Origin of the sequence: Paenibacillus sp. GYB004, from assembly GCF_036577605.1 — a bacterium.
GTDB classification, from domain to species: Bacteria; Bacillota; Bacilli; order Paenibacillales; family NBRC-103111; genus Paenibacillus_AB; species Paenibacillus_AB oceani.
On sequence record NZ_JARBDB010000004.1, the window covers coordinates 25,017 to 44,950 of the forward strand.

Sequence of the window (19,934 nt, forward strand, 5' to 3'; positions counted from 1 at the left end):
AAGAGGAGGAACCCGATGTTAGCCGTTGTGGAGCAAATTCCGGGCGGATATAGAGCCCGTTTCGAACGTCGATTGAAGCATCCCGTCGAGAAAGTATGGTCGTACTTGACCGAGAACGACAAGCTGGCGAAATGGTTCGCCGAGTTGTCGGTCGACGATCTCCGGGAAGGGGGCGTGATCAAGTTTGACATGCAGGACGGTACGTTTGAGGAGCTTCGGATTATCGAACTGAAACCGTATTCGGTGCTCGAATATAGGTGGGGCGAGGACCAGGTCCGTTTCGAGCTGTACCCGGAGGCCGAAGGAAGCCGACTCGTGTTGATTGAGCGCATTCATAAGCTTACCGATCATTCTCCGAAGGATCTCGCCGGCTGGCATGTATGCCTGGATGCTATTATCGCCCTGATGGACGGTAGAACGATTGAATCGCGGGAAGACGAATGGAAAATCTGGTACGATAAGTATTCCGCGCTGCTGACCAATTTTCCAAAAAATTAGTCAAAAGTAATGTAACTCAAGACCGCCATCATTTGGCGGTTATCATTGAAAGATTAGAATGTTTAAGTTCTTCACCGTGCTAAAGTGAGCAGGGTGGTAGGTTTGATGTAGAAGAGAGCACGTAAGAGTCAAAGGGAATGGGTATTGGAGCGGAAAGTTTACGGGCCGCATTTGAAGTCGTGTTGTAACCGCAAAACCTAAAAAAGACAACACGATTCAACGAGCGGCTGGAGCCCGGTACCCATTCCCTCCTACGCACAAACGTTTGGGTTTGCACGTAAAAGGATTGTCAGGAGTTTTTCCCTTACGGTTTTTCATAGCACAAATGGTCAAATAATCGAACGGTATGTGTATGGCATCCTGTGAAACGCTGGATTATGATGAGAACGCAAGCGATCGGAGAAGGATTAAGGAAAGGCGGAGAACGCATGACAACATTCAAAACGGCAGCGGTACGATTGCTCTCCGGCGACTATCTGGACAGCGGAAGAGTCTTACCTGCCAACTGTAACCGATCCGGGCGGACCACGATGGAGCTTGGACGCGGATGAAAACGAACATCTTGCTGATTACGGTCGACCAGATGCGTTACGACTGTCTGAGCGCGCTCGGACATCCGGTCGTGGAGACGCCGAATCTGGACAAGCTTGCCCGCGGCGGGGTTTTGTTCGCGAACGCTTACTCGGCGACGCCGACCTGTATACCGGCCCGTGCCGCGATCTTCACCGGAATGAGCCAGCGGTCTCATGGAAGAGTCGGCTACCGGGAAAAGGTGCCTTGGGATTATCCCCATACGCTGCCCGGCGAGTTGGCGAAAGCCGGTTACCATACTCAATGCGTCGGCAAAATGCATGTTTATCCGGCCCGCAATTTGTGCGGCTTCCATAACGTCGTGCTGCACGACGGCTACCTGCACTACAGCCGCAGCAACAGCGGGATGCCGATGGCGAGCCATTATGACGAGAACGACGATTACTTGCAGTGGCTGCGCCAGACGGCGGGAGCCGAAGCGGATTTGACGGACCTTGGTCTCGACTGCAACGCCTCGACGGTGACCCGGCCCTGGCATCTGGAGGAGCGGCTGCACCCGACGAATTGGACGGTCACGCAATCGATCGATTTTTTGCGCAGAAGAGATCCGCGCAAGCCGTTTTTCTTATGGACGTCGTTCGTCCGTCCGCATCCGCCGTTCGACCCGCCGCAAGCCTACTTCGATATGTACCGCGATCTGGAGATGCCGGAGCCTCCGGTAGGCGATTGGGTCGATGTCGAAGCGGCGGCGCGTTGCGGAACCGATCCGACGGGGCTGTCGGGTATATTGCCGAAGCGGCGGCTGAACCGGGCGAGAGCCGGCTATTATGCCTTGATCACCCATCTGGACGATCAGATCGGTCGGCTGCTGAACGCTTTGCAGGAGTACGGCCTATACGGGAATACGCTGATCGTATTCGCTTCGGATCATGGCGAGATGCTCGGCGATCATTATTATTTCCGCAAAGCGCTTCCTTATGAAGGAAGTGCCAAAGTACCGTTGATCGTCTGCGATCCGGGAGGCCGGCTGGGTCTGCAAAACGGGAGCCGTATCGGCAATGTGGTTGAGCTGCGCGACCTGATGCCTACGCTGCTTGATGCTGCAGGCGTCCCGATTCCGGAATCGGTCGAGGGGAAGAGCGTGCTGACCTTGTGCCGCGGAGACGAGACGGCCTGGCGCGACTATATCCATGGGGAGCACGCTTACGGGCAATTGTCGCATCACTATGTGACGGACGGCGTCTCCAAATACGTATGGTACTCCCAGAGCGGCGAGGAACAGCTGTTTGACTTGAAGGACGACCCGCAGGAACGGGTTAACTTGGCGGGGCAAGCGTCAATGCAAAACACGCTAAGTCTGTGGAGAAATCGTCTCGTCCGGGAATTGGAGGGGCGGGAAGAGGGCTACGTACAGGATGGGGTGCTTATAGCGGGACAGCCGCCTCGCTCTTGCCTGGATCACCTGACTGCGGGCTTGTAAACGAAGAAAGCCACGCTGCCTCCAACATCACTTTACGATGCTTGGAACCCCGCCAAACCGAACTTTTTTGAGAGGAAGGACCTCAATCTCCACCTGACCGTGGAAGTTGAGGTCCTTTCGTTTGGAAAATGGGAATGTTCTCAGTGACTAGATACTTTTTGGGTAACCTTTTGGCGTCGTAGCTGCGAATTATCCGGGACTCCGGGAAAACTTCTCGCGGAACTGGCCGGGCGTCAGCTCGGTGCTTTTCTTGAACAGCCGGATCAGGTAAGACGGCTGGTATCTCAGCGCTTCGGCGATATCATTGACCTTCATATCCGTCGTTAGAAGCAGTTCTTTACACTTCTCGATCCTCAATCCGGTCAAGTAATCGATAAAATTGACGCCCGTCACTTGCTTGAAGCTGCGGCTCAGCTTGAAGGAGCTGATTCCGTACCGGCTGGCGTACAGATCGAGTGAGACGTCGGTCAGCAAGTCGCGGTGCAGCTCCTCCACGACCCGATCGACGATCGTTCTCGTCTCCGAATCGAAGGAGGAGGTCGCCGAACGAATGAACGGTTCGATAACGGAAACGGAAAACCAACGGATCATCTCGTCCGGGTTACGGATTTTCATCAAATCCTCGTACAGATGGGCGCCGCCGTACACGCTGTCGGGGTTCATCCCGGCGCGGAATACGGCGTCATACACGCTTCCGAGCAGCTTGAGCATCGCCTGCTGGACGTGCATCTGAGTGCCGGCCTTGCTGCGGATCGCTTCGACGAACCTCTGTACGCCGTCAGCCGCTTCCTCGCTAAGCCCCATGCGCATCGATTGAATGATGTCTTTCTCCAGTTCGAGCGGAAAGTCGATAGGGCCCATATCGGGCAGCATATCCTCCACGTCCAAAATGTCGATCGGCTCGTTCGGATCGCGTCTGCGCAGCGTTTTGGACGTCTCGTCCAGCAGTCCGGGCAAAGCGAGCGCCGAGTCTGTCAGCTTGCCGACGGCGATCGCTACGTTCACCTTCAACAATCCGCTCAAGGCGGAGGCGATATCGGCCGCCAATGCAAGCAGCGTTTCTTTGGCTTGCGGCGCCGGTACCGAATTATCGATTGCGAGCAGGACGCCGACAGTCGAATTCTGAAAGTTGATCGCATGCGCATGAACGGCCGCGGTCCGGCACAGCTCTTGCATGATGTTGGCGGCCGCATAATCGATCAGTTGCTCGTCCCGGTCGGAAAACTTCGCATCCGGCGTTCCTTTCCCGTACAAGCCGGCTACCAGAAACGCAAACCGGGTTCCTTCCACGTTCCACTCGTACTGCCGCAGCTTCTCGATCACTTCTTGATCGGAAAACGGCATGATTCTCCCTTGCAAAAACTGCAGCAAATACCCTTCCCTGAGCGACGGCAATGATTGCTGCAACCGTCCTTGCAGCAGCTCGCTTTCATCCAATTGTAGCTTCCACTGGCGTTCGATATATGCAATCTCGTTCATCCGGTCGCTGCCGCTTTCCTTGGCCGAATGAAACAAACCGACAAGCCGCTGGATCGGGTTATAGATCCGTTTGGACGCGAACCAGGACAACAGCAGCGCCAGTGCAAGGCCGAACGCGCTGACCGCCACGATCATGCGGGACATGTCGTTCACCGGGGCGGTGATCCGATCGAGCGGAGTGGCGGAGACATAGATCCAGTCTTTGCCGAGCCTGGAGAGATGACCGAACGAGACGGAATAACTCGTATCCTTCCATTTGTACACAAAAGAATCCTGGGACGCTTCCATGGCAAGAATCCGCTTGGTCAGCGTCTCCCGCAGTCCAGTATCGCCGTGGTCGTGCGCAGACAGAATGGAGCCGTCCGGATTCATCAAGAATGCGTTTCCATCTGCGGCCGCAAGCGGGCTGACCAATTGATCCAGCGCCCCCTGGTTCAAATAAATCAGGAACGCTCCGAAAGGCTGGTCGCTGAACGTCGGGTACAGCTTGGTTACTACGCCTTTGTACGACGAATGGTTCGGATCGAGCTTGGCCAGGCTGTCCGTCCAATAGATTTTGCGGTCTGTATCGAGCAGCGCTTGGAAAGCGCGGACGCTGTCTTCGCCCTGCAGCGTACGTACGCCCCAATGGTCGCTGATCACCTTGCCGGAGTCTTTCAAATAAAATGCAACGTCGAAAATTAACGGGTTGCTGTCTTTCATAAGAGCGAGAGAGAGGTATAGATCCTTCGTTTTCTGAAACTGCTCTGCGAAGTTCAACGAAGCGAGCGATTCGTCAAATTCGGGATTAAACGCAAGCTGGGCGGAGAACAGCTCCAGACGGGACAAATATTCGTCGGTTTGCCGGATGGATTGATTCAACTGCTCCTGGTGCGCTTGATTCAGCTCGCGTACGATAGGTCCGGCGCCAAAATTATAGATGCCGATTCCGATGAGCAAGGCCGGAAGACAAGTGATGGCGAGGACAAGCACAAGACTTTTCCAATAAAACGAACCTTTGCGATGTTCCGTTTTTTTCATGATGCCGGTCCCTTTCCGCCGAAAATGGTTGCCGCGTTCTTCCGGGCGAAGAACGATGATGCCTTTCCTATTTTACCTAATCGGATAGCCGAGTTCAACGGTTTGCAAAACAATACTATCGCTGGAAATCCGCATAGGATCAACGTTTTTCGCTTACAAGATGTTATTATTGCCGGAAATGTCCCGCAGGTTATAGGATGGTGCCATGGAAGAGACGGAGGAGAGCTGCTCCGGTTAAGGCCGTCCGTCTAAGGCGGTTTCGTGCGGGATAAAGAACACCGTCCGGCCCATCCGAAGCGGCAATAACCATTCTAACACAAGAAAGAAACGGGGGATACTTGCATTGAAAGCCAACACGAGCGCTCCACTAACCACCACTCCGGCCATACCGTCCGAAAAAACATCGAAGCTGCGCCGCCTGGCTTCCGATTTGGCCAGAGACAAATATTTGTATCTGCTGGCGCTGCCCGGACTGCTGTATTTTATTATTTTCAAATACGTGCCGATCGGCGGACTGATCATCGCGTTCCAAGACTACTCGCCTTACTTCGGTATCTTGAAGAGCGAGTGGGTGGGACTGGAGCATTTCCAACGTTTTTTCTCCAATGACGATTTCAGGATGCTGCTGCGCAATACGATGATGATCAGCTTGATGAACATCGTGTTTTTCTTCCCGCTGCCGATCCTGCTGTCTCTGATGCTGAACGAGCTGCGAAGCATGGCGTACAAGCGGATCGTCCAGACCGTCGTCTACATTCCGCATTTTCTGTCCTGGGTGCTTATATCCGGGCTGACGTACTTAATGCTGTCGCAATCCGAAGGGCTGATCAACAAAATTATCCACGAATTCGGAGGAGAACGAATCGGCTTTTTGACCGATCCCGATATGTTCTGGGGACTGCTGACCGTACAGGTGATGTGGAAAGAAGCGGGCTGGGGGACGATCATCTTCCTCGCGGCGATCGCAGGCGTCGATCCGCAGCTATACGAGGCGGCCGTCGTGGACGGTGCCGGGCGGTTCCGCAAAATGTGGCATATTACACTGCCGGCCATTCGCAACGTAATCGTCATCTTGTTTATTTTGAGACTTGGCTCCGTAATGGATGTCGGCTTTGAGCAAGTCTACCTGATGATGAACGGGGCCGTATCCGATGTGGCGGACGTATTCGATACGTATGTGTATCGCAACGGCGTGCAGCAAGGCCAATTCAGTTACAGCACGGCCATCGGTCTGTTCAAATCGATCGTAGGCATCGTTCTCGTCGTCGCCGCCAACAAGCTGGCCAAACGATTCGGCGAAGAGGGCGTTTATTAAACCGTATCCGCAGGAGGGAGAAATCATATGCGCAGAAGCTGGGGAGACCGGTTATTCGAAACAGGCAACGCCGCGGTACTCGCGATTGTCAGTCTGGCCTCGATCTTTCCGATTTATTATACATTCGTCTTATCTTTCACCGATCCGGCGGAATATTATCAGAAACCGCTCATTTTATTTCCGGAAAACTGGACGCTCGACGCATACCGTTATTTAATGTCGACGGACACGTTTTTGAACGCAATCGGCAACAGCGCATTTCTGGCGACAGTTGGAACCGCATTCAGTCTGATCGTCACCTCGGGTCTCGCTTATGCAATATCGCGTAAAAGACTCCGGTTCCGCCGCGTCATCATGTTCGGTGTGCTGTTCACGATGCTGTTTCAGCCGGGACTGATTCCTTCGTATCTGATCGTCCGCCAGGTCGGGCTGATCGACAGCATCTGGTCGCTGATCGTGCCGGCTTTGACCGGCGGGTGGTTCGTGCTGCTGATGAAAGGGTTTTTCGACAGCATCCCGGACAGTCTGGAGGAGGCGGCCCGCATCGACGGCGCCAATGAGATCGGGATCTGGTTCCGCATCATTTTACCGTTGTCGCTTCCCGCGATGGTCGCGTTCGGCCTGTTCTTTGCGGTCGGTTACTGGAACACGTTTTTCTCGGCGATTATGTTCATCAACGATCAGCGCAAATGGCCGCTTCAAGTCATCCTGCAAAATATGCTCGTCGATCCGAGCACGTCCAACGCAAGCGTAGCCGACTTCCGGACGAGCCAGAAGATGCCTACGGAAACGCTGAAGATGGCCGCTGTCGTAATCGCTACCGTACCGATTATGCTGGTGTATCCGTTCTTGCAGAAGCACTTTGCCAAAGGAGCAATGGTGGGGTCTGTAAAAGAATGATCACATATCCGTTTTTGTTGTACACTATCATTAATAGGAGGTCACCGAGATGAACAAAAGAAAAAGAAGCTGGCAAGCGGCGGGCGCCGTCTTGCTGGGCACATCGCTCGTCGTATCGGCTTGCGGCGGCACCGGCTCGTCCGGAAGTACGGACGGCGGAGCCAAGGGAACGAGCCCGGACGGCGGCAAAACGGAAATTACCGAAATTACGATGAACACGCTCAGCTATGGAACGGAGTTTCCGGACGACAATAACGCCATTGTCAAAGAGTTCGAGAAACGAACGAATACGAAGCTGAAAATCGACTGGGTACCGGCGACGACGGCCGAGGACAAGTTCAACGTGCTGTATGCGTCGGGCAATTTACCGGACCTGACGTTCGTCGAAGATCTGGATAATCAGCAGATCCGCAATATGATCAAGCAGGGCGTCTTCTGGGACCTGACCCCGTTCATTAAAGATTACAAAAACTTGTCGAATCCCGCGATCAAGGATATGTGGGAAATGTCCAAAATCGGCGGGAAAAACTACTCCGTGCCGCGGTTTTATCCGAAACACGGCGGCGGCGTCTTCCCGATGCTGCGCAAAGATTGGCTGGATAAGCTGAACTTGAAAGTGCCGGAAACGATGGACCAGCTGTTCGATACGCTCAAGGCGTTCAAGGACGGCGATCCGGACGGCAACGGCAAAGCGGACACGATCCCGTATTCGGCAAGCGCGGCTTACATGGGCTTTGTCTATAACGTATATAACGACACCCAAGGAGCTTGGAAGCTGCGGGACGGCAAGCTGTACCCGATCATTACCGAGGACGCCTCGCGCGACGCTTTGTTGTGGCTGAAAAAAGCGTACGATGCCGGATTGTTCCCGCCTGATTTCGCCATTATGAAGTTCTCGCAAATTAACGATACGCTTCACGCCGGCAAAGCCGGGGGCGCCGGTTATGCGATGAATGCCGCGCTGTCCCGTACGGTGGAGATCAAGAAAGTGGTGCCGGAAGCGAACCTGATCCCGCTTGTATCGCTGGCAGGACCGTCCGGAAGCAAATATACGCCGTCCGGAGCGCCGTTCTACGGACATTTCCTCATCCCGAAAAAAGTATCGGAAGCCAAGGTGAAAAAGATACTGTCGTTCCTCGACTACGGCTATAGCCCGGAAGGGAACGAACTGGCCAACTACGGAGTAAAGGACGTACACTTCAACGAAAAAGACGGGCTTAAAGTGCCGACCGATCAATTCAAAAAAGACAAGGTCGAAGAAGGGTTCCAATACATCTTCCTTAAGCTGAGCGACGAGCAGGTGCTGGGCGACCCTTCGCTGACGACGAAAGAAATTTACGCACGGAACCAGAGCATTTTGGACGAACGCAAAAAAATTATCGTCCCGAACCCGGCCTTCGGACTAGTCTCGGAATCGAACACAAAGCTGATGCCGGATCTGAAGAAAAAAGTCGACGATATGCGCGTCAAAGTCATTCTCGGTCAAGAGTCGATGCAGGCTTACGACGATTTCATCAAGAAATTGAAGGAAGACCCGAACTTGAAAAAGATCGAAAAAGAAATGAACGATGCGTACGCCGAAAAAGCTGCCGCAGCAAAATAACGTTCTCGGAGCAACCTGTTATACGATTTCAGCCGTCCGGCAAGTCCGGACGGTTTTTCTATATGCTCTTAAGTGCGAGGGCAGTCATCCGGCAATGAAGTCCAAATAAAAAGGGCATATAAGGGGATTGAATGTATCAGATCGATCGGAAAGCGGGGGGACAGCGGATTTAGCGTTGACGATCCAGGAGATGCAGAGCTAGACTTTTCTTAAGTGTGGGCCGAACGTAAGATGTAATGAAAAGGGGGAGTCCTTAATGAATTCGTCATGGATACCGTCCATCCGGATCGATAATCGGTATGCAGGAGGAAATATTCAGGTGTTGTCTGTTGAAGAAAAGCGCGTCGTACTGAAGCAGGAAATGAGAGACACGTCCGGCTGGTGGTTTTACTGGAATTTTGCTGCTCTGGCCGCAAATCCGAAGACGGTAACGTTTGCATTTGCCGATGGGGAAGTGATCGGACCATGGGGGCCTGCCGTCAGTGAGGACGGGGTTCATTGGCAATGGCTTGGAGCGGCTTCGCTTTTTTCCAGGAACGAATTTAGTTACACGTTCCGGCATGCCGGCGAGAAGGTCTACTTCTGTTTCTGTATTCCTTACCAGCTGCACCATTTCGAACGATATTACGCGCGCATTGGCGGGTATCGGAACGTGAAACGGGAGTTGTTGACCGAATCCGAGCTGCTGAAGCCTGTTCCATTGCTAACGTTGGGCAATCGTATGGCGGATCGCCATATGTTCTTCACAGCCAGACATCATGCCTGCGAATCGACTCCGTTGTATGTGCTGGAAGGCTTGATCGAAGCTCTTCTAACAGCCGAATCTTCCCCCGTCCTGGAACGTTATCTGGTTCATTTTATTCCATTCATCGATATCGATGGGGTGGAGAACGGAGATCAAGGCAAGTCGCGCTTGCCGCACGATCATAACCGCGACTATACGGATACCCCGATTTACCGCTCGACCACAGCGTTGATAAACTATGCCATAGGAGTTCAGCCGGAGATCGCGATCGATTTCCACGGTCCGTTCAAATGGGGGGATCGGAATGACGTTCCTTTTTTCGTCAATCGCCATAGTCCGTTGAAAGAGGAGGTAAACAACCTGAGCGGGAAACTGGAGAAAATTAGCGGAGCCCGCAGCCAAGCGGATGCGATTCGACATAAATCCATCGATAATCTGAGTATGGGAGAAGACTGGAATCAGCCTAATCCGGCAACCTGTGCCAGCTTTTTCGAGAGATCCGGCGCCCGGCTTGCATGCAGCTTTGAATTCCCTTATTTCGGAAGCACCGATGCGGTTCCGGTTACTGCGGATAACAGCAGACGGTTTGGTCACGATTTCGCCCGGGCTTTGGAACAGTATGTAGAGAACATCGATTAACGTATGCTGAGTTTGCCAAGGTGTTAAATAATCAGACCGTACCCTCAAATAAATAGAAATGACGAAGGAGCCTCGAATCGACCCGATTCAGGCTTTTTCGCGTAAATCCGCCCTTGAACGAAAAACGTTCCGAATAAAACCAAGTTTTCCCATCATATTCTCAAATAAAAAAACAAGGTGTGGTGCTGACTGAGAAAGGACAAAAAGAACGAAATCGTCGTGTACGTAATCAGAGGCTCTACACTGAAAAAATTCGTCATGTTGGATATACTCGTAGGCTCCGGGATATTTTATGTGGTTAAATTTATATTCGCAAGCGTCCTGGTCGCATCAGCAAGCAGTTTTCTCGGGACGGAAGGGATTAAGCGGGTTCCGAAGTTTTTTAGGAGATTGTTATAGAAAGGACGGTTAGACCTGCAGCTCGCCGTTTCAATCAACTTGACGGTCGGCGAAGGCGGCGCGAACGGATGGGTAAGCCTGGGAAGCTTCGCGGATTCTGCGGCTGACGCGAGTCTATTGGAATTGAACTTTAGACGAACAGCAGAATATGCTACCATAAAGAGCAAAGGAATCCGTTGGAGGGAAAAGCGTTGGCGGAACAGCTGCACATCCGAAGCTTTATCGGCACGCACGGGAAAGAGTGGGGCGATCCGGACTTTTTTCGGCATGCCAGTCTGGAGATTACGAACATCCTGGATGGCGACGGCACGTTTCAATACGGTAACGAGACGATACCGGTAAGCGCCGGGCAGACGGTGCTGATTCCGTCGAATGTGTCCCATTCGTTTCAAGCCGTCACACCGATCCGGTTCGGCGTGATCTTGGCCGACGGATTGCCGGAGGAGACGAGGAAGCTGTTCGGCCGGCTGATCCGGGGCGAAGCCCCGTCCGTCATTACATTCTCGCAATACAATCAGGAGCAGTACGAGATATTGTTCAGACAATGGCTGCGCGTCATGGCATCGCCCCTGAAGGAGCCGGAGCGGAACCGGCTGGCCTGGCTGACCGTGCTGCTGCTGTTCATCACCGAGCATTCCCAGGCTGACCGGCAGGCCGTATCGATCGCACATATTGCGGACCATATCCGGGAGCATCTGCACAGCGGCTTGTCCATCGCAGACATGGCCGGGATGGCCGGACTTTCCGAGGAAGGATTCCGCAAGCGGTTCTACAAAGTGTACGGCATGTCGCCCAAGCAGTTCCAGCAGCAGTGCCGACTGACGGAGGCCAAATGGCAGCTCAGCTCGACGGAAAAAGATATGCAGGGGATCGCGGAGTCGATCGGTTTCACGCAGCTGCATTCGTTCTCCACCTGGTTCAAAAAGCTGGAAGGGCACTCGCCCTCGGATTGGCGCAGAAATCAGCGGTTGTTCCATCAGTAGTTATCGATGAAAAGGAGCCAAACCCTTCGGAAAAAGGGGCTGGCTCCTTTGTTGTTGCGCCGGTAATCGCGGCATCGCTCGACAGACAGACGGCGGGCGTCCGCAAGCACGCAAAAGCGGGGAGGTGACGAACCATCGTCTATGGCAATATCAGTTGTTTATCGAAGCAGCAGGATGACCCATTCGTTCCATGCAGCGGTATTCCGAGGGGGTCATACCGGTTTTTTGTTGAAACAGGTGGCAGAAATATTGAGTCGAGGAATAGCCGACATCGCCGGCGATCCGTTCGATCGACAGGCTGCTCGTCCGCAGCAAATCCTTGGCTACTTCCACCCGTGTATGCATCAGTTTATGTTTAAACGACGTATTGAAATGTTTTTTGAGCAGCCGGTGCGTCTGCTTCGTGCTCAAGTTCAGCGTATCGGCCAACATCTCCAGCGTCAAATCTTTGTGACAATTGGAGAAAAACGAATCGATTAAATACGACCACTGATCGTACTTGTCTTTGCGCGGTATCGCATACGCCAGGTCCGCCGCGTGTTCCGTCTGAATGCCTCTTACCAGCTCGACGATCATCTGGGCGAACAAGCTGAGCACTTTCGTGTAGGCGCCAACCGCGGGATTTTCCATTTCCGTCCGCGCCTCCGCCAATAGGCGAAACATAGTTCGATTCCGGATCGGATCAGTCAGCTGACAATAAGTGAGCCGGGACAACGCCGCCTTGATCTGCTCGCCCTCCTCTTTCGGAAAGCCGGGGTCCGCGGACAGAACGTCCTGAAACGTGAAGCGAAACGTAGAACGCTCTCCGGGCAACACCGGGTCCGGCTCGAACGAATGGAAGATATGTTGGCCGATTATATGGATGGAACCGGTTTCAAGATGCTGCTCGCGGTCTTCCAAGACGAGTGTACCGATGCCGGAATCGATGAATTGCAGCTCGATCGCCGCGTGATTGTGCTTTTTGTTGCGGACAATCGTCATCGGATAAATGTTGTTGTCGAGCAAAATATCGAACAGCAGCGGGCCGAAACGGACTTTAATGTTCAACTGACCCCAGGCTACAGGAACGGAGCGATATTGCGAATTCGTCAACAGGTTCCCTCCTTGTGCGATTCCGTATGCGGTACAAGTTAATCCACATTGTATCACGACAAGAGAGCAAGACGTCAACAGACTGTCCGGGCATCGGAACAAGTCGGCGATGAATCCAACTATGATCTGCAGTGTCCGGATAGCCGCCGAATCGATAACACTAACTAAGTACGGTATCCCGTTTCAGTGGCTATTTATTGACCTGCAATTTTTCTTTTTCTTTGGTTACTTTTCTTTTCTGTCTTTTTCATTTCTTTTTGCTCTTTACAATCTAAAAACAATGAGGCTATAATATTTATAGGACACGACGTGTCACAATGAGACACAAAAGTGTATGTATAAAATATTATGGAGGATATAGTCAAGGGGGTGTGCAATAAACGTGCTTAGAAGGCATGAGTAGAAACAACGGCAATGTGACTGGAAGCGTTTACAAAAGTGCTTTATCGTCGACTCTCGTGTTACCTGATTGACTACACAACAGTAAAGGGATGGTTGAATTGAGTAAACTTAAAAAGCCTTTGAAGTACGGTGCGGCTATGCTTGCATTAATGGTTTTCGCAGCGGGCTGCGGAGGCAACGGATCGGCGGCGGATCCGGGGAACGGCAAAGACGAAGCCGGAAAAGCCCCCGAGGTCCAGAAGCCGGAACCGGCAGAACTCGTATTTTATTCCCAGAACGGTCAGTCGGAGGCCTTTTTTAACGAAATATACGGGGACAAAATCAGAAAAAAGTTTCCGCATTATACGATTAAGTACATTCAACGTACGGGTCCGGGAACGTTGCTCGCAGACATGGTCTCCAGTAAAACCCATTTCGACTTCTACTTCAATACCGTCTATGGATTTTTGAACGAAGTGCTGCCCGTCGAAATTCAGTACGATATGACCGAATTGGCCAAAAAGCACAAGGTCGATCTGAACAATATTGATCCGGCGGCGATTGAAGGGTTCCGAAACGATGTAGGCGGCAAGCTGTTTGCGCTGCCCACTCATCAGGACGTAATGGTCACCCTGTACCACAAAGATCTTTTCGACAAGTTTGGCATCCCTCACTTGAAAGACGGAATGACGTGGGACGAATTGTATGCCGTATCGAAACGGATTACGAGAAGCGAGGGGGGAGTCAACTATATCGGGTACGCACCGATGGTCGATTATTTGGTGCGGTTGAACCCCTACTCGATTCCGAACCTCGACAAAAACACGTTGAAGCCGACGATCAATACGGATGAACGATGGAAATCATTTTTCGAAAAACTGATCGTAGCGCCGGGTGAGGCGGCCGGAACGGCACGAGGAGAGATGCCGAAGGATGCCGTCAAAGTTCTCGAGAAGTTTATTGCCGGGGAACAAGCGATGGTCGTCTATATTCCGCAGGTCGTCAAAAGCTGGGCGGACCGATTTAAAACGGTCAACTTCGATTTCGTGTCAGCCCCAACGCTGCCGGATCAAAAAGGGAAAGGCTCGATGCCGTATCCGGTCTATCTCGGAATTACGCAGATGGCCAAAAATAAAGATGCGGCGATGGAAGTGCTGAAATTTTTAATCTCGGACGAAGCACAAACCGATTTGGCGAAAAAAGGGCTTATGCCGGTCGTAAAAAGCGAGAGCGTCAGGAAAGCGTACGGTGCCGACACCGGGTTTAACAATCTTAACTGGGGTGCGGCATTTTATAACCAAGCGGCGCCGGTTCCGTACAAAGGCCCGATGGACGGAATGGTAGGGGACATCTACCGAAAGTACGCCTACGAGGTCATGTTCGGCACAACCGATATGAATACGGCGCTGCGCAAGGCAGAAGAAGAAACGATCAAGCAAGTGGAAGAATTCCGCGCCAAAGTCAATCCGAACGTATTCAAATAGCAGGAAAGCGGTGAACGTGGATGAGAAGCAATAAAGCTGTCGCACAGATCGGCTCCAGAGTCGAAATGTTTATCGACAATTGGTTGATTGACGAGAAGCAGGGAATCGAACTGCGGATGACACCGCCCGAGAGGCGCGAGGTCGTGCTTAAGTTTGACAAGCCTTGGGAAGGAAAAGCCGCTTGTTACTTCACCGTCATCCAGGATGAGGGGAAAATCCGGCTTTACTATCGGGGAAACGCGCCCGCGGACGATCACGATGACCAGCAGGCGACATGTTACGCGGAAAGCGAGGACGGCATCCATTTCGAGAGACCGGTTCTCGGACTATATGAGTATGAAGGCTCGAGCAGCAACAACATCGTATGGCGCGGTCTTGAATCTCATAACTTTGCGCCGATGAAAGACGCTTCGCCGTCAGCAGCCAAGGAATCCTTGTTTAAGGCACTGGGCGGCGTCGCACCAAGAGGAACGCCATGGGAGAAAGGAATGCTCCATGCCTTGCATTCGCCGGACGGCATCCACTGGTCGAAAATGGATGCTAACCCGGTCATCACCGACCAGCCGTTCGACTCGCACAATATCGTTTTATGGGACCCGAACCAAAGCGCTTACCGCTGTTACGCGCGTTATTGGGCGGATCGTAAAGTGAGAGCCGTTCATAGCTCGATCTCCCGGGATTTTCGGGAGTGGCAGCCGTTTACGCCCCATACATACGACGCGGACGTTCCTCTCGAACAGTTTTATACGAATGCAACCGTCGTATGTCCGGGAGCCGAGCATATGTACTTGTCGTTCCCGAAACGATTCATTGAGTCCCGGAAAAAAGTTCCCGAGCATCCGTTCTCAGGGCTTTCGGATACGATGTTCATGTCCAGCAGGGACGGAAACCATTGGGACCGGTCGTTTCTCGACGCTTGGCTGCGCCCGGGCCAAGACCGGAAAAATTGGACGGAGCGCAGCAACATGATTGCGCACGGCATCGTGCAGATTGAACCCGAACTATTCTCGCTGTACGTCACGGAGCATTACCGCTGGGACGACATTCAATTGCGGCGGTTGACGGTGAGGAAGCACGGTTTCGCTTCCATACATGGAGGCTACCGGGGAGGCGAGGTAAAAACTTGTCCTCTAATCTTCTCCGGAAATCGGCTGCTGTTGAATTATGCGACGTCGGCCGCCGGCTCGATTCAAGTCGAATTGTTGGATGAAGCAGGGCAGCCGCTGGAAGGTTACGAGGCTACGGATATGGAGCCGCTGTACGGAGACGAGCTGGAGGGCGTCGTACGCTGGCGAAACGGCGAAGACGTATCGGCATTAGCCGGAAAACCGGTCAGGGTCCGATTTTTATTGCAGGATGCCGACATTTATTCCATGCAATTTAAAACCTTGTGAAGTTTGCGAATACGCCTTTTAACCGGATAGAGTTATGAACGCGAGAAACGGCAAGCAGACGGGAAGCGGATGATTAGTGGAGGGAGGCTATACGGTGAAATCAGTAGTCGAAATTGGCACGAGAGTAGAAATGTTCGTGGACGAATGGCTGATTGAGGAGAAGCGGGGTCTATCCTTGAAGCTTCATCCGCCTCGCAGGGAAGAAATCGTGCTTTCATTCGATCAGCCCTGGGAAGGGAAGGGAAGCGGCTATGTAACCGTCATTCAAGATCAGGACAAAATACGCATGTATTATCGCGGGATTGGGTCAAGCTCTATGAATGATGATCGTAATCAAGTTACCTGTTACGCCGAGAGTACGGACGGCATTCATTTTGTGAAACCGCAGCTGGGACTATTCGAATATGAAGGCAGCACGGCCAACAATATCGTGTGGAGAGGGCGGTTATCTCATAACTTCTCCCCGTTCCTGGACCGTTCTCCCCATACTTCTCCTGAGTTGCGATACAAGGCAGTGGCCGGAATCGATGAATTGGTTGCGTTCGGCTCCGCTGACGGCATACATTGGCAGAAATTGCGAGAAGAACCGATTTTAACGGATGGAGACTTTGATTCGCTAAACGTAGTTTTCTGGGACACTAACGCTCAAGCCTACCGTTGTTTTTCCCGGATATACCAGGATAAGGCATATCGGACTATTCTGACGTCCACCTCTACCGATTTCTACAACTGGGGGAAGCAGCAGTTATTGCGATATAACGATTTGAAACCGATGCAGCAGTACTACACCAATTCGGCCATGCTTTGTCCGGGAGCGGAGCACATTTACATGGCGTTTCCCATGCGTTTTGTGCCGGAACGGAAAAAATTGACGGATCATCCCGAGCCGGGCGTCAGTGATACGGTCATGATGACAAGCCGGGACGGCTTGCACTGGGATCGAACGTTTATGGAAGCCTGGTGTCGCGCGGGACTGGATCCGCACAATTGGTCGGATCGGACCGGAATATTAAGCACCGGATGTGTGCTGCTGAATCCCGACGAGTTTTCCTTCTACATTCAGGAGCATTACCGGCTGGATGACAGCCGCTTGCGGCGAGTATCCGTCCGCAAGCACGGTTTTGGCTCCATACATGCGGGATTTGAACATGGGAAATGGGTGTCAAGACCGTTCATTTTGGAAGGTAATGAACTGGTGGCCAATTATTCAACATCAGCGGTCGGTTATTTACGTTTCGAGCTGCAGGACGAGCACGGTCGCCCTCTTGACGGTTTCGGGTTGGAGGATATGGAACCTATGTATGGGGATGAGATCGGTGGAGTGGTTACATGGGGGCCGGAAGCGGATTTTGAGTTATGGAAAGGACGCCCGGTCCGGATTCGTATGCAGATTAAGGATGCAGATTTATTCTCTTTGAAATGGAACGATAAGAAGTAATACTTCGGTTTAGGCCGGAGTTGAAAGATGGAATGACCCCTCATAGTAGACGGTGAAAAAAGTCCATATTAATAGGGTTGGGTTTTGACACTTGTCTACTGGAGGGGATTTTGGACGTCTTTCTTCCCACGGCATATACATCGTGGCTGCAGCTTTATCCTTTTGGATGATACAGGGTATGGAGATGGCGAACATCTTTACCGATGGCGGGAGGAAATAGATTATCGCACGGGATGTAAGCGTTTACCAATCCAACTAAAAAGATGGGGAGAGTGTGAAATGAAAAATCGAATCCATTCCGAAGAAAATGCGTACATGGAAGGGCGGGAAGAATTGGACCATTCGGGAAGAACACCAGTAGAGCCGAATGCGCTCAGCCGCCGCAAGCTGCTTGCCTCGTTGGGCATGGCCGGAGTAGCAATGGCCGTCACGGGCTCGCTGGGGGCGGCGAACGAGCGGGGACGGCCGGCATGGCAGGGAAATCCGGGACTGCCGGGCGATGTTCAAGTGTTAAATGAATGGAACGAAACGGCAATCCGAAAAGTTAATTCGATATCTGAATTAATTCAGCAATCCAGCATGTTCGATGGGCAGATTTTTCAAGTGATTTCCTATCACGATGGAATGTACAAGGGTGGCGACCTCTTTATTTGGTCTACGGCTCTTGACAAAAGTTTACACGATGGTGGCTATTATATTGACCCGACAATCCCGATTCCATCTTTTGCAACGTTTCATACTTACTACACGGCTCAAAACACTGGAGCGGGCGTATTCGTTCGTTTGAATAATCAGCATGAAGTATATGCCGATCAATACGGTCTGGTTAAAGCGACGGACGATGCAAGTTTTGTGTGGGCTTGCGCCGCCATACAGGCGGCAATTAAAAAAGCGTCCGTAAGCTCTACAACAGATTATTACTGCAAAGAAGTCAAGATCAACAAAGGTAAATATTTTTCAACCAACCCTATCATTTTAAGCACAAATGGCAGCTTTTCAGCACGAATGCCAGCACTGATCGGCGGAGACGGCAACAATATTTACGATGTTGAAATATGCAAGACGACCACGAACACAGTCGGCGCGGGATATTTGGGCGGAGATGTGGATGCGGTGATCTTCGTATCGCCTACGACGGCCAGAGGCGATTATGTTTTTGGCGAGCATACGTCGGGCTTCACCTTGACGCGAACGATTGCAGATGTCGGCTACGGCTATTACGCCAAAAATTCGGCTATGGCCTATCGCGGGAATATTCAAGCAATCGGTCATGGTTACGGCATCTATACGGATGACTGCTGGATGTCCAAGCTCGGTTTTTTGCGGACATATCAGGGCTTGAAGGGGATTGCCGTTCGCGGAGGAACATCGAACTACGGCGGTCAGCTTTACGTGGATGGAGCCAAAGAGCGCGGTTTTGACTTTTATAGCCTAACGTACTCCAATTTGTTCTGTGCGTGCGATGGGGTTGGCGGCAATCTTGCAGACGGCGGCGTTGCCTATGACTTTAGCTTTTCTAAATCCGTAGGCGGCGTTTTCTCAATGGAACGACACAAAGGTCAAGAGTTTTACTTTCATTACTCGGACGGCATCACGATTTCAGGAAGAAGTTACCATACGACGCCTGTTTCGAACTCCTCTTACAAAGTATTTGCGAACGGCGGGTCAACCGTTACGTTTGAGAATTTCAACTGGAAAGAAACGTATGGAAACAGCACAATGACGGCAGCGGAGATCGCAAAATATACATTCACAAACAAAGCGAATTATGTCACGGTATTTGACTTTGACAACTGCATCATGAATGAGAATTTTGCCTCAAGCGGCTATGTGGCTCAGTTGGATATCAAATTTGCAGGAAATGTCCTTGATGCAGGCTACAGCAACCATTGCGGCTTAGTTACTCATATCCTTAGCTTGAATCATTCCACATTTAAACGGCTTTGCTATGTTGGGAAAACTGCATCTATTGAGTTGCTTTCGGCTAATAGTATGAGCGCAACGTATAATCGTTATTATGCAAATCCATTTGTCCTAACAGAAGGAACACCGAGCACGATTGCAAACCCAAGGCCGAACAGGGTACTGAAAAATTCCATATCAACGGATTCCAATTCTCCAACAAATCTATATACCCTATATGACAACGATGTTGCTGCGTCTGCCTATTTGCAGGGATATGTAGATTCATCCGGATGGTTATGGGTCAAGCCGAGCACAACGGGCAACAACTTGGACTATAAATTTATCATTTCGACTTGAAGCAGCGCAGTACGTTTATGGTGATCGAATTGATGCTGCCCTCCTATTAGTATCCTTTGATGATTCTATACAACGGTATTGGGCAACGGCTGGCGGGTATCCTTCCATCCTAATATCAACTCGTCGATATGATGTCAATATGACTAACTCAATTAGTGCTGATAACCCCCAACATAAGGGGGTTATTTTTGGCTGTTTCGGATACGCCCGGTCGTAACCGATCAACGATCGTTCAAATGGATACTGTTCCTGTATATAGACAACATCCGGGAAAAGATGTCCGTTTAGCTT

The 19,934-nt window shown here is 51.7% G+C and carries 13 protein-coding genes; 11 read left to right on the top strand and 2 right to left on the bottom strand.

Going from position 1 to position 19,934, the window contains the following annotated elements; all coding sequences use genetic code 11:
- Positions 1–15: 15 nt before the first annotated feature.
- Together PV433_RS02180 and PV433_RS02185 are read left to right on the top strand one after the other, a co-directional pair.
- Positions 16–498, top strand: coding sequence for an SRPBCC family protein (locus PV433_RS02180; protein WP_332070562.1), 483 nt, complete (start codon positions 16–18; stop codon positions 496–498).
- Between the two features lie 547 nt (positions 499–1,045).
- Positions 1,046–2,509, top strand: a complete 1,464-nt coding sequence (locus PV433_RS02185) for an arylsulfatase (RefSeq protein ID WP_332070563.1) — start codon at positions 1,046–1,048, stop codon at positions 2,507–2,509.
- A gap of 189 nt (positions 2,510–2,698) precedes the next feature.
- Here PV433_RS02185 and PV433_RS02190 read toward each other — a convergent pair whose 3' ends face one another.
- A complete protein-coding gene (locus PV433_RS02190; RefSeq protein WP_332070564.1) occupies positions 2,699–5,008 on the bottom strand; it encodes an AraC family transcriptional regulator in 2,310 nt (769 codons plus the stop codon).
- Positions 5,009–5,351: 343 nt separating this feature from the next.
- Between PV433_RS02190 and PV433_RS02195 the strand changes: the two genes are divergently transcribed.
- The 5 genes from PV433_RS02195 (at position 5,352) to PV433_RS02215 (ending at position 11,592) form a co-directional block, all read left to right on the top strand.
- Positions 5,352–6,323 carry an ABC transporter permease gene (locus PV433_RS02195; RefSeq protein WP_332070565.1) on the top strand — a complete coding sequence of 324 codons (972 nt, stop codon included), beginning with the start codon at positions 5,352–5,354 and terminating at the stop codon, positions 6,321–6,323.
- A gap of 27 nt (positions 6,324–6,350) precedes the next feature.
- The gene (locus PV433_RS02200) at positions 6,351–7,223 is read left to right on the top strand and encodes a carbohydrate ABC transporter permease (protein WP_190928181.1); all 873 of its coding nucleotides are present in this window, start codon (positions 6,351–6,353) and stop codon (positions 7,221–7,223) included.
- A 49-nt stretch (positions 7,224–7,272) separates the two neighbouring features.
- Complete coding sequence (locus tag PV433_RS02205; protein WP_332070566.1) at positions 7,273–8,826, top strand: extracellular solute-binding protein; 1,554 nt, start codon at positions 7,273–7,275, stop codon at positions 8,824–8,826.
- 256 nt (positions 8,827–9,082) lie between these two features.
- Entirely contained in the window at positions 9,083–10,210 is a 1,128-nt protein-coding gene (locus PV433_RS02210; RefSeq protein ID WP_332070567.1) for a hypothetical protein, read from the top strand.
- 590 nt (positions 10,211–10,800) lie between these two features.
- A complete protein-coding gene (locus PV433_RS02215; protein ID WP_332070568.1) occupies positions 10,801–11,592 on the top strand; it encodes an AraC family transcriptional regulator in 792 nt (263 codons plus the stop codon).
- Positions 11,593–11,742: 150 nt separating this feature from the next.
- Here the strand turns inward: PV433_RS02215 and PV433_RS02220 are convergent, their stop codons facing one another.
- Entirely contained in the window at positions 11,743–12,684 is a 942-nt protein-coding gene (locus PV433_RS02220) for an AraC family transcriptional regulator (protein WP_332070569.1), read from the bottom strand.
- Positions 12,685–13,184: 500 nt separating this feature from the next.
- Between PV433_RS02220 and PV433_RS02225 the strand changes: the two genes are divergently transcribed.
- The 4 genes from PV433_RS02225 (at position 13,185) to PV433_RS02240 (ending at position 19,643) form a co-directional block, all read left to right on the top strand.
- On the top strand, positions 13,185–14,549 hold the full coding sequence (locus tag PV433_RS02225) for an ABC transporter substrate-binding protein (RefSeq protein WP_332070570.1): 1,365 nt from the start codon (positions 13,185–13,187) through the stop codon (positions 14,547–14,549).
- Positions 14,550–14,569: 20 nt separating this feature from the next.
- Entirely contained in the window at positions 14,570–15,943 is a 1,374-nt protein-coding gene (locus tag PV433_RS02230) for a hypothetical protein (RefSeq protein WP_332070571.1), read from the top strand.
- A 94-nt stretch (positions 15,944–16,037) separates the two neighbouring features.
- On the top strand, positions 16,038–17,381 hold the full coding sequence (locus PV433_RS02235) for a hypothetical protein (RefSeq protein WP_332070572.1): 1,344 nt from the start codon (positions 16,038–16,040) through the stop codon (positions 17,379–17,381).
- 279 nt (positions 17,382–17,660) lie between these two features.
- Positions 17,661–19,643 (top strand): hypothetical protein, encoded by a 1,983-nt coding sequence (locus PV433_RS02240; protein ID WP_332070573.1) that lies wholly within the window; start codon positions 17,661–17,663, stop codon positions 19,641–19,643.
- Positions 19,644–19,934: the final 291 nt, after the last annotated feature.

Bases quoted from the DNA above. Each gene is read 5' to 3' on its own strand.
- PV433_RS02180 (WP_332070562.1), top strand. From the start codon at position 16: ATGTTAGCCGTTGTGGAGCAAATTCCGGGCGGATATAGAGCCCGTTTC.
- PV433_RS02185 (WP_332070563.1), top strand. From the start codon at position 1,046: ATGAAAACGAACATCTTGCTGATTACGGTCGACCAGATGCGTTACGAC.
- PV433_RS02190 (WP_332070564.1), bottom strand. From the start codon at position 5,008: ATGAAAAAAACGGAACATCGCAAAGGTTCGTTTTATTGGAAAAGTCTT.
- PV433_RS02200 (WP_190928181.1), top strand. From the start codon at position 6,351: ATGCGCAGAAGCTGGGGAGACCGGTTATTCGAAACAGGCAACGCCGCG.
- PV433_RS02205 (WP_332070566.1), top strand. From the start codon at position 7,273: ATGAACAAAAGAAAAAGAAGCTGGCAAGCGGCGGGCGCCGTCTTGCTG.
- PV433_RS02210 (WP_332070567.1), top strand. From the start codon at position 9,083: ATGAATTCGTCATGGATACCGTCCATCCGGATCGATAATCGGTATGCA.
- PV433_RS02230 (WP_332070571.1), top strand. From the start codon at position 14,570: ATGAGAAGCAATAAAGCTGTCGCACAGATCGGCTCCAGAGTCGAAATG.
- PV433_RS02240 (WP_332070573.1), top strand. From the start codon at position 17,661: ATGAAAAATCGAATCCATTCCGAAGAAAATGCGTACATGGAAGGGCGG.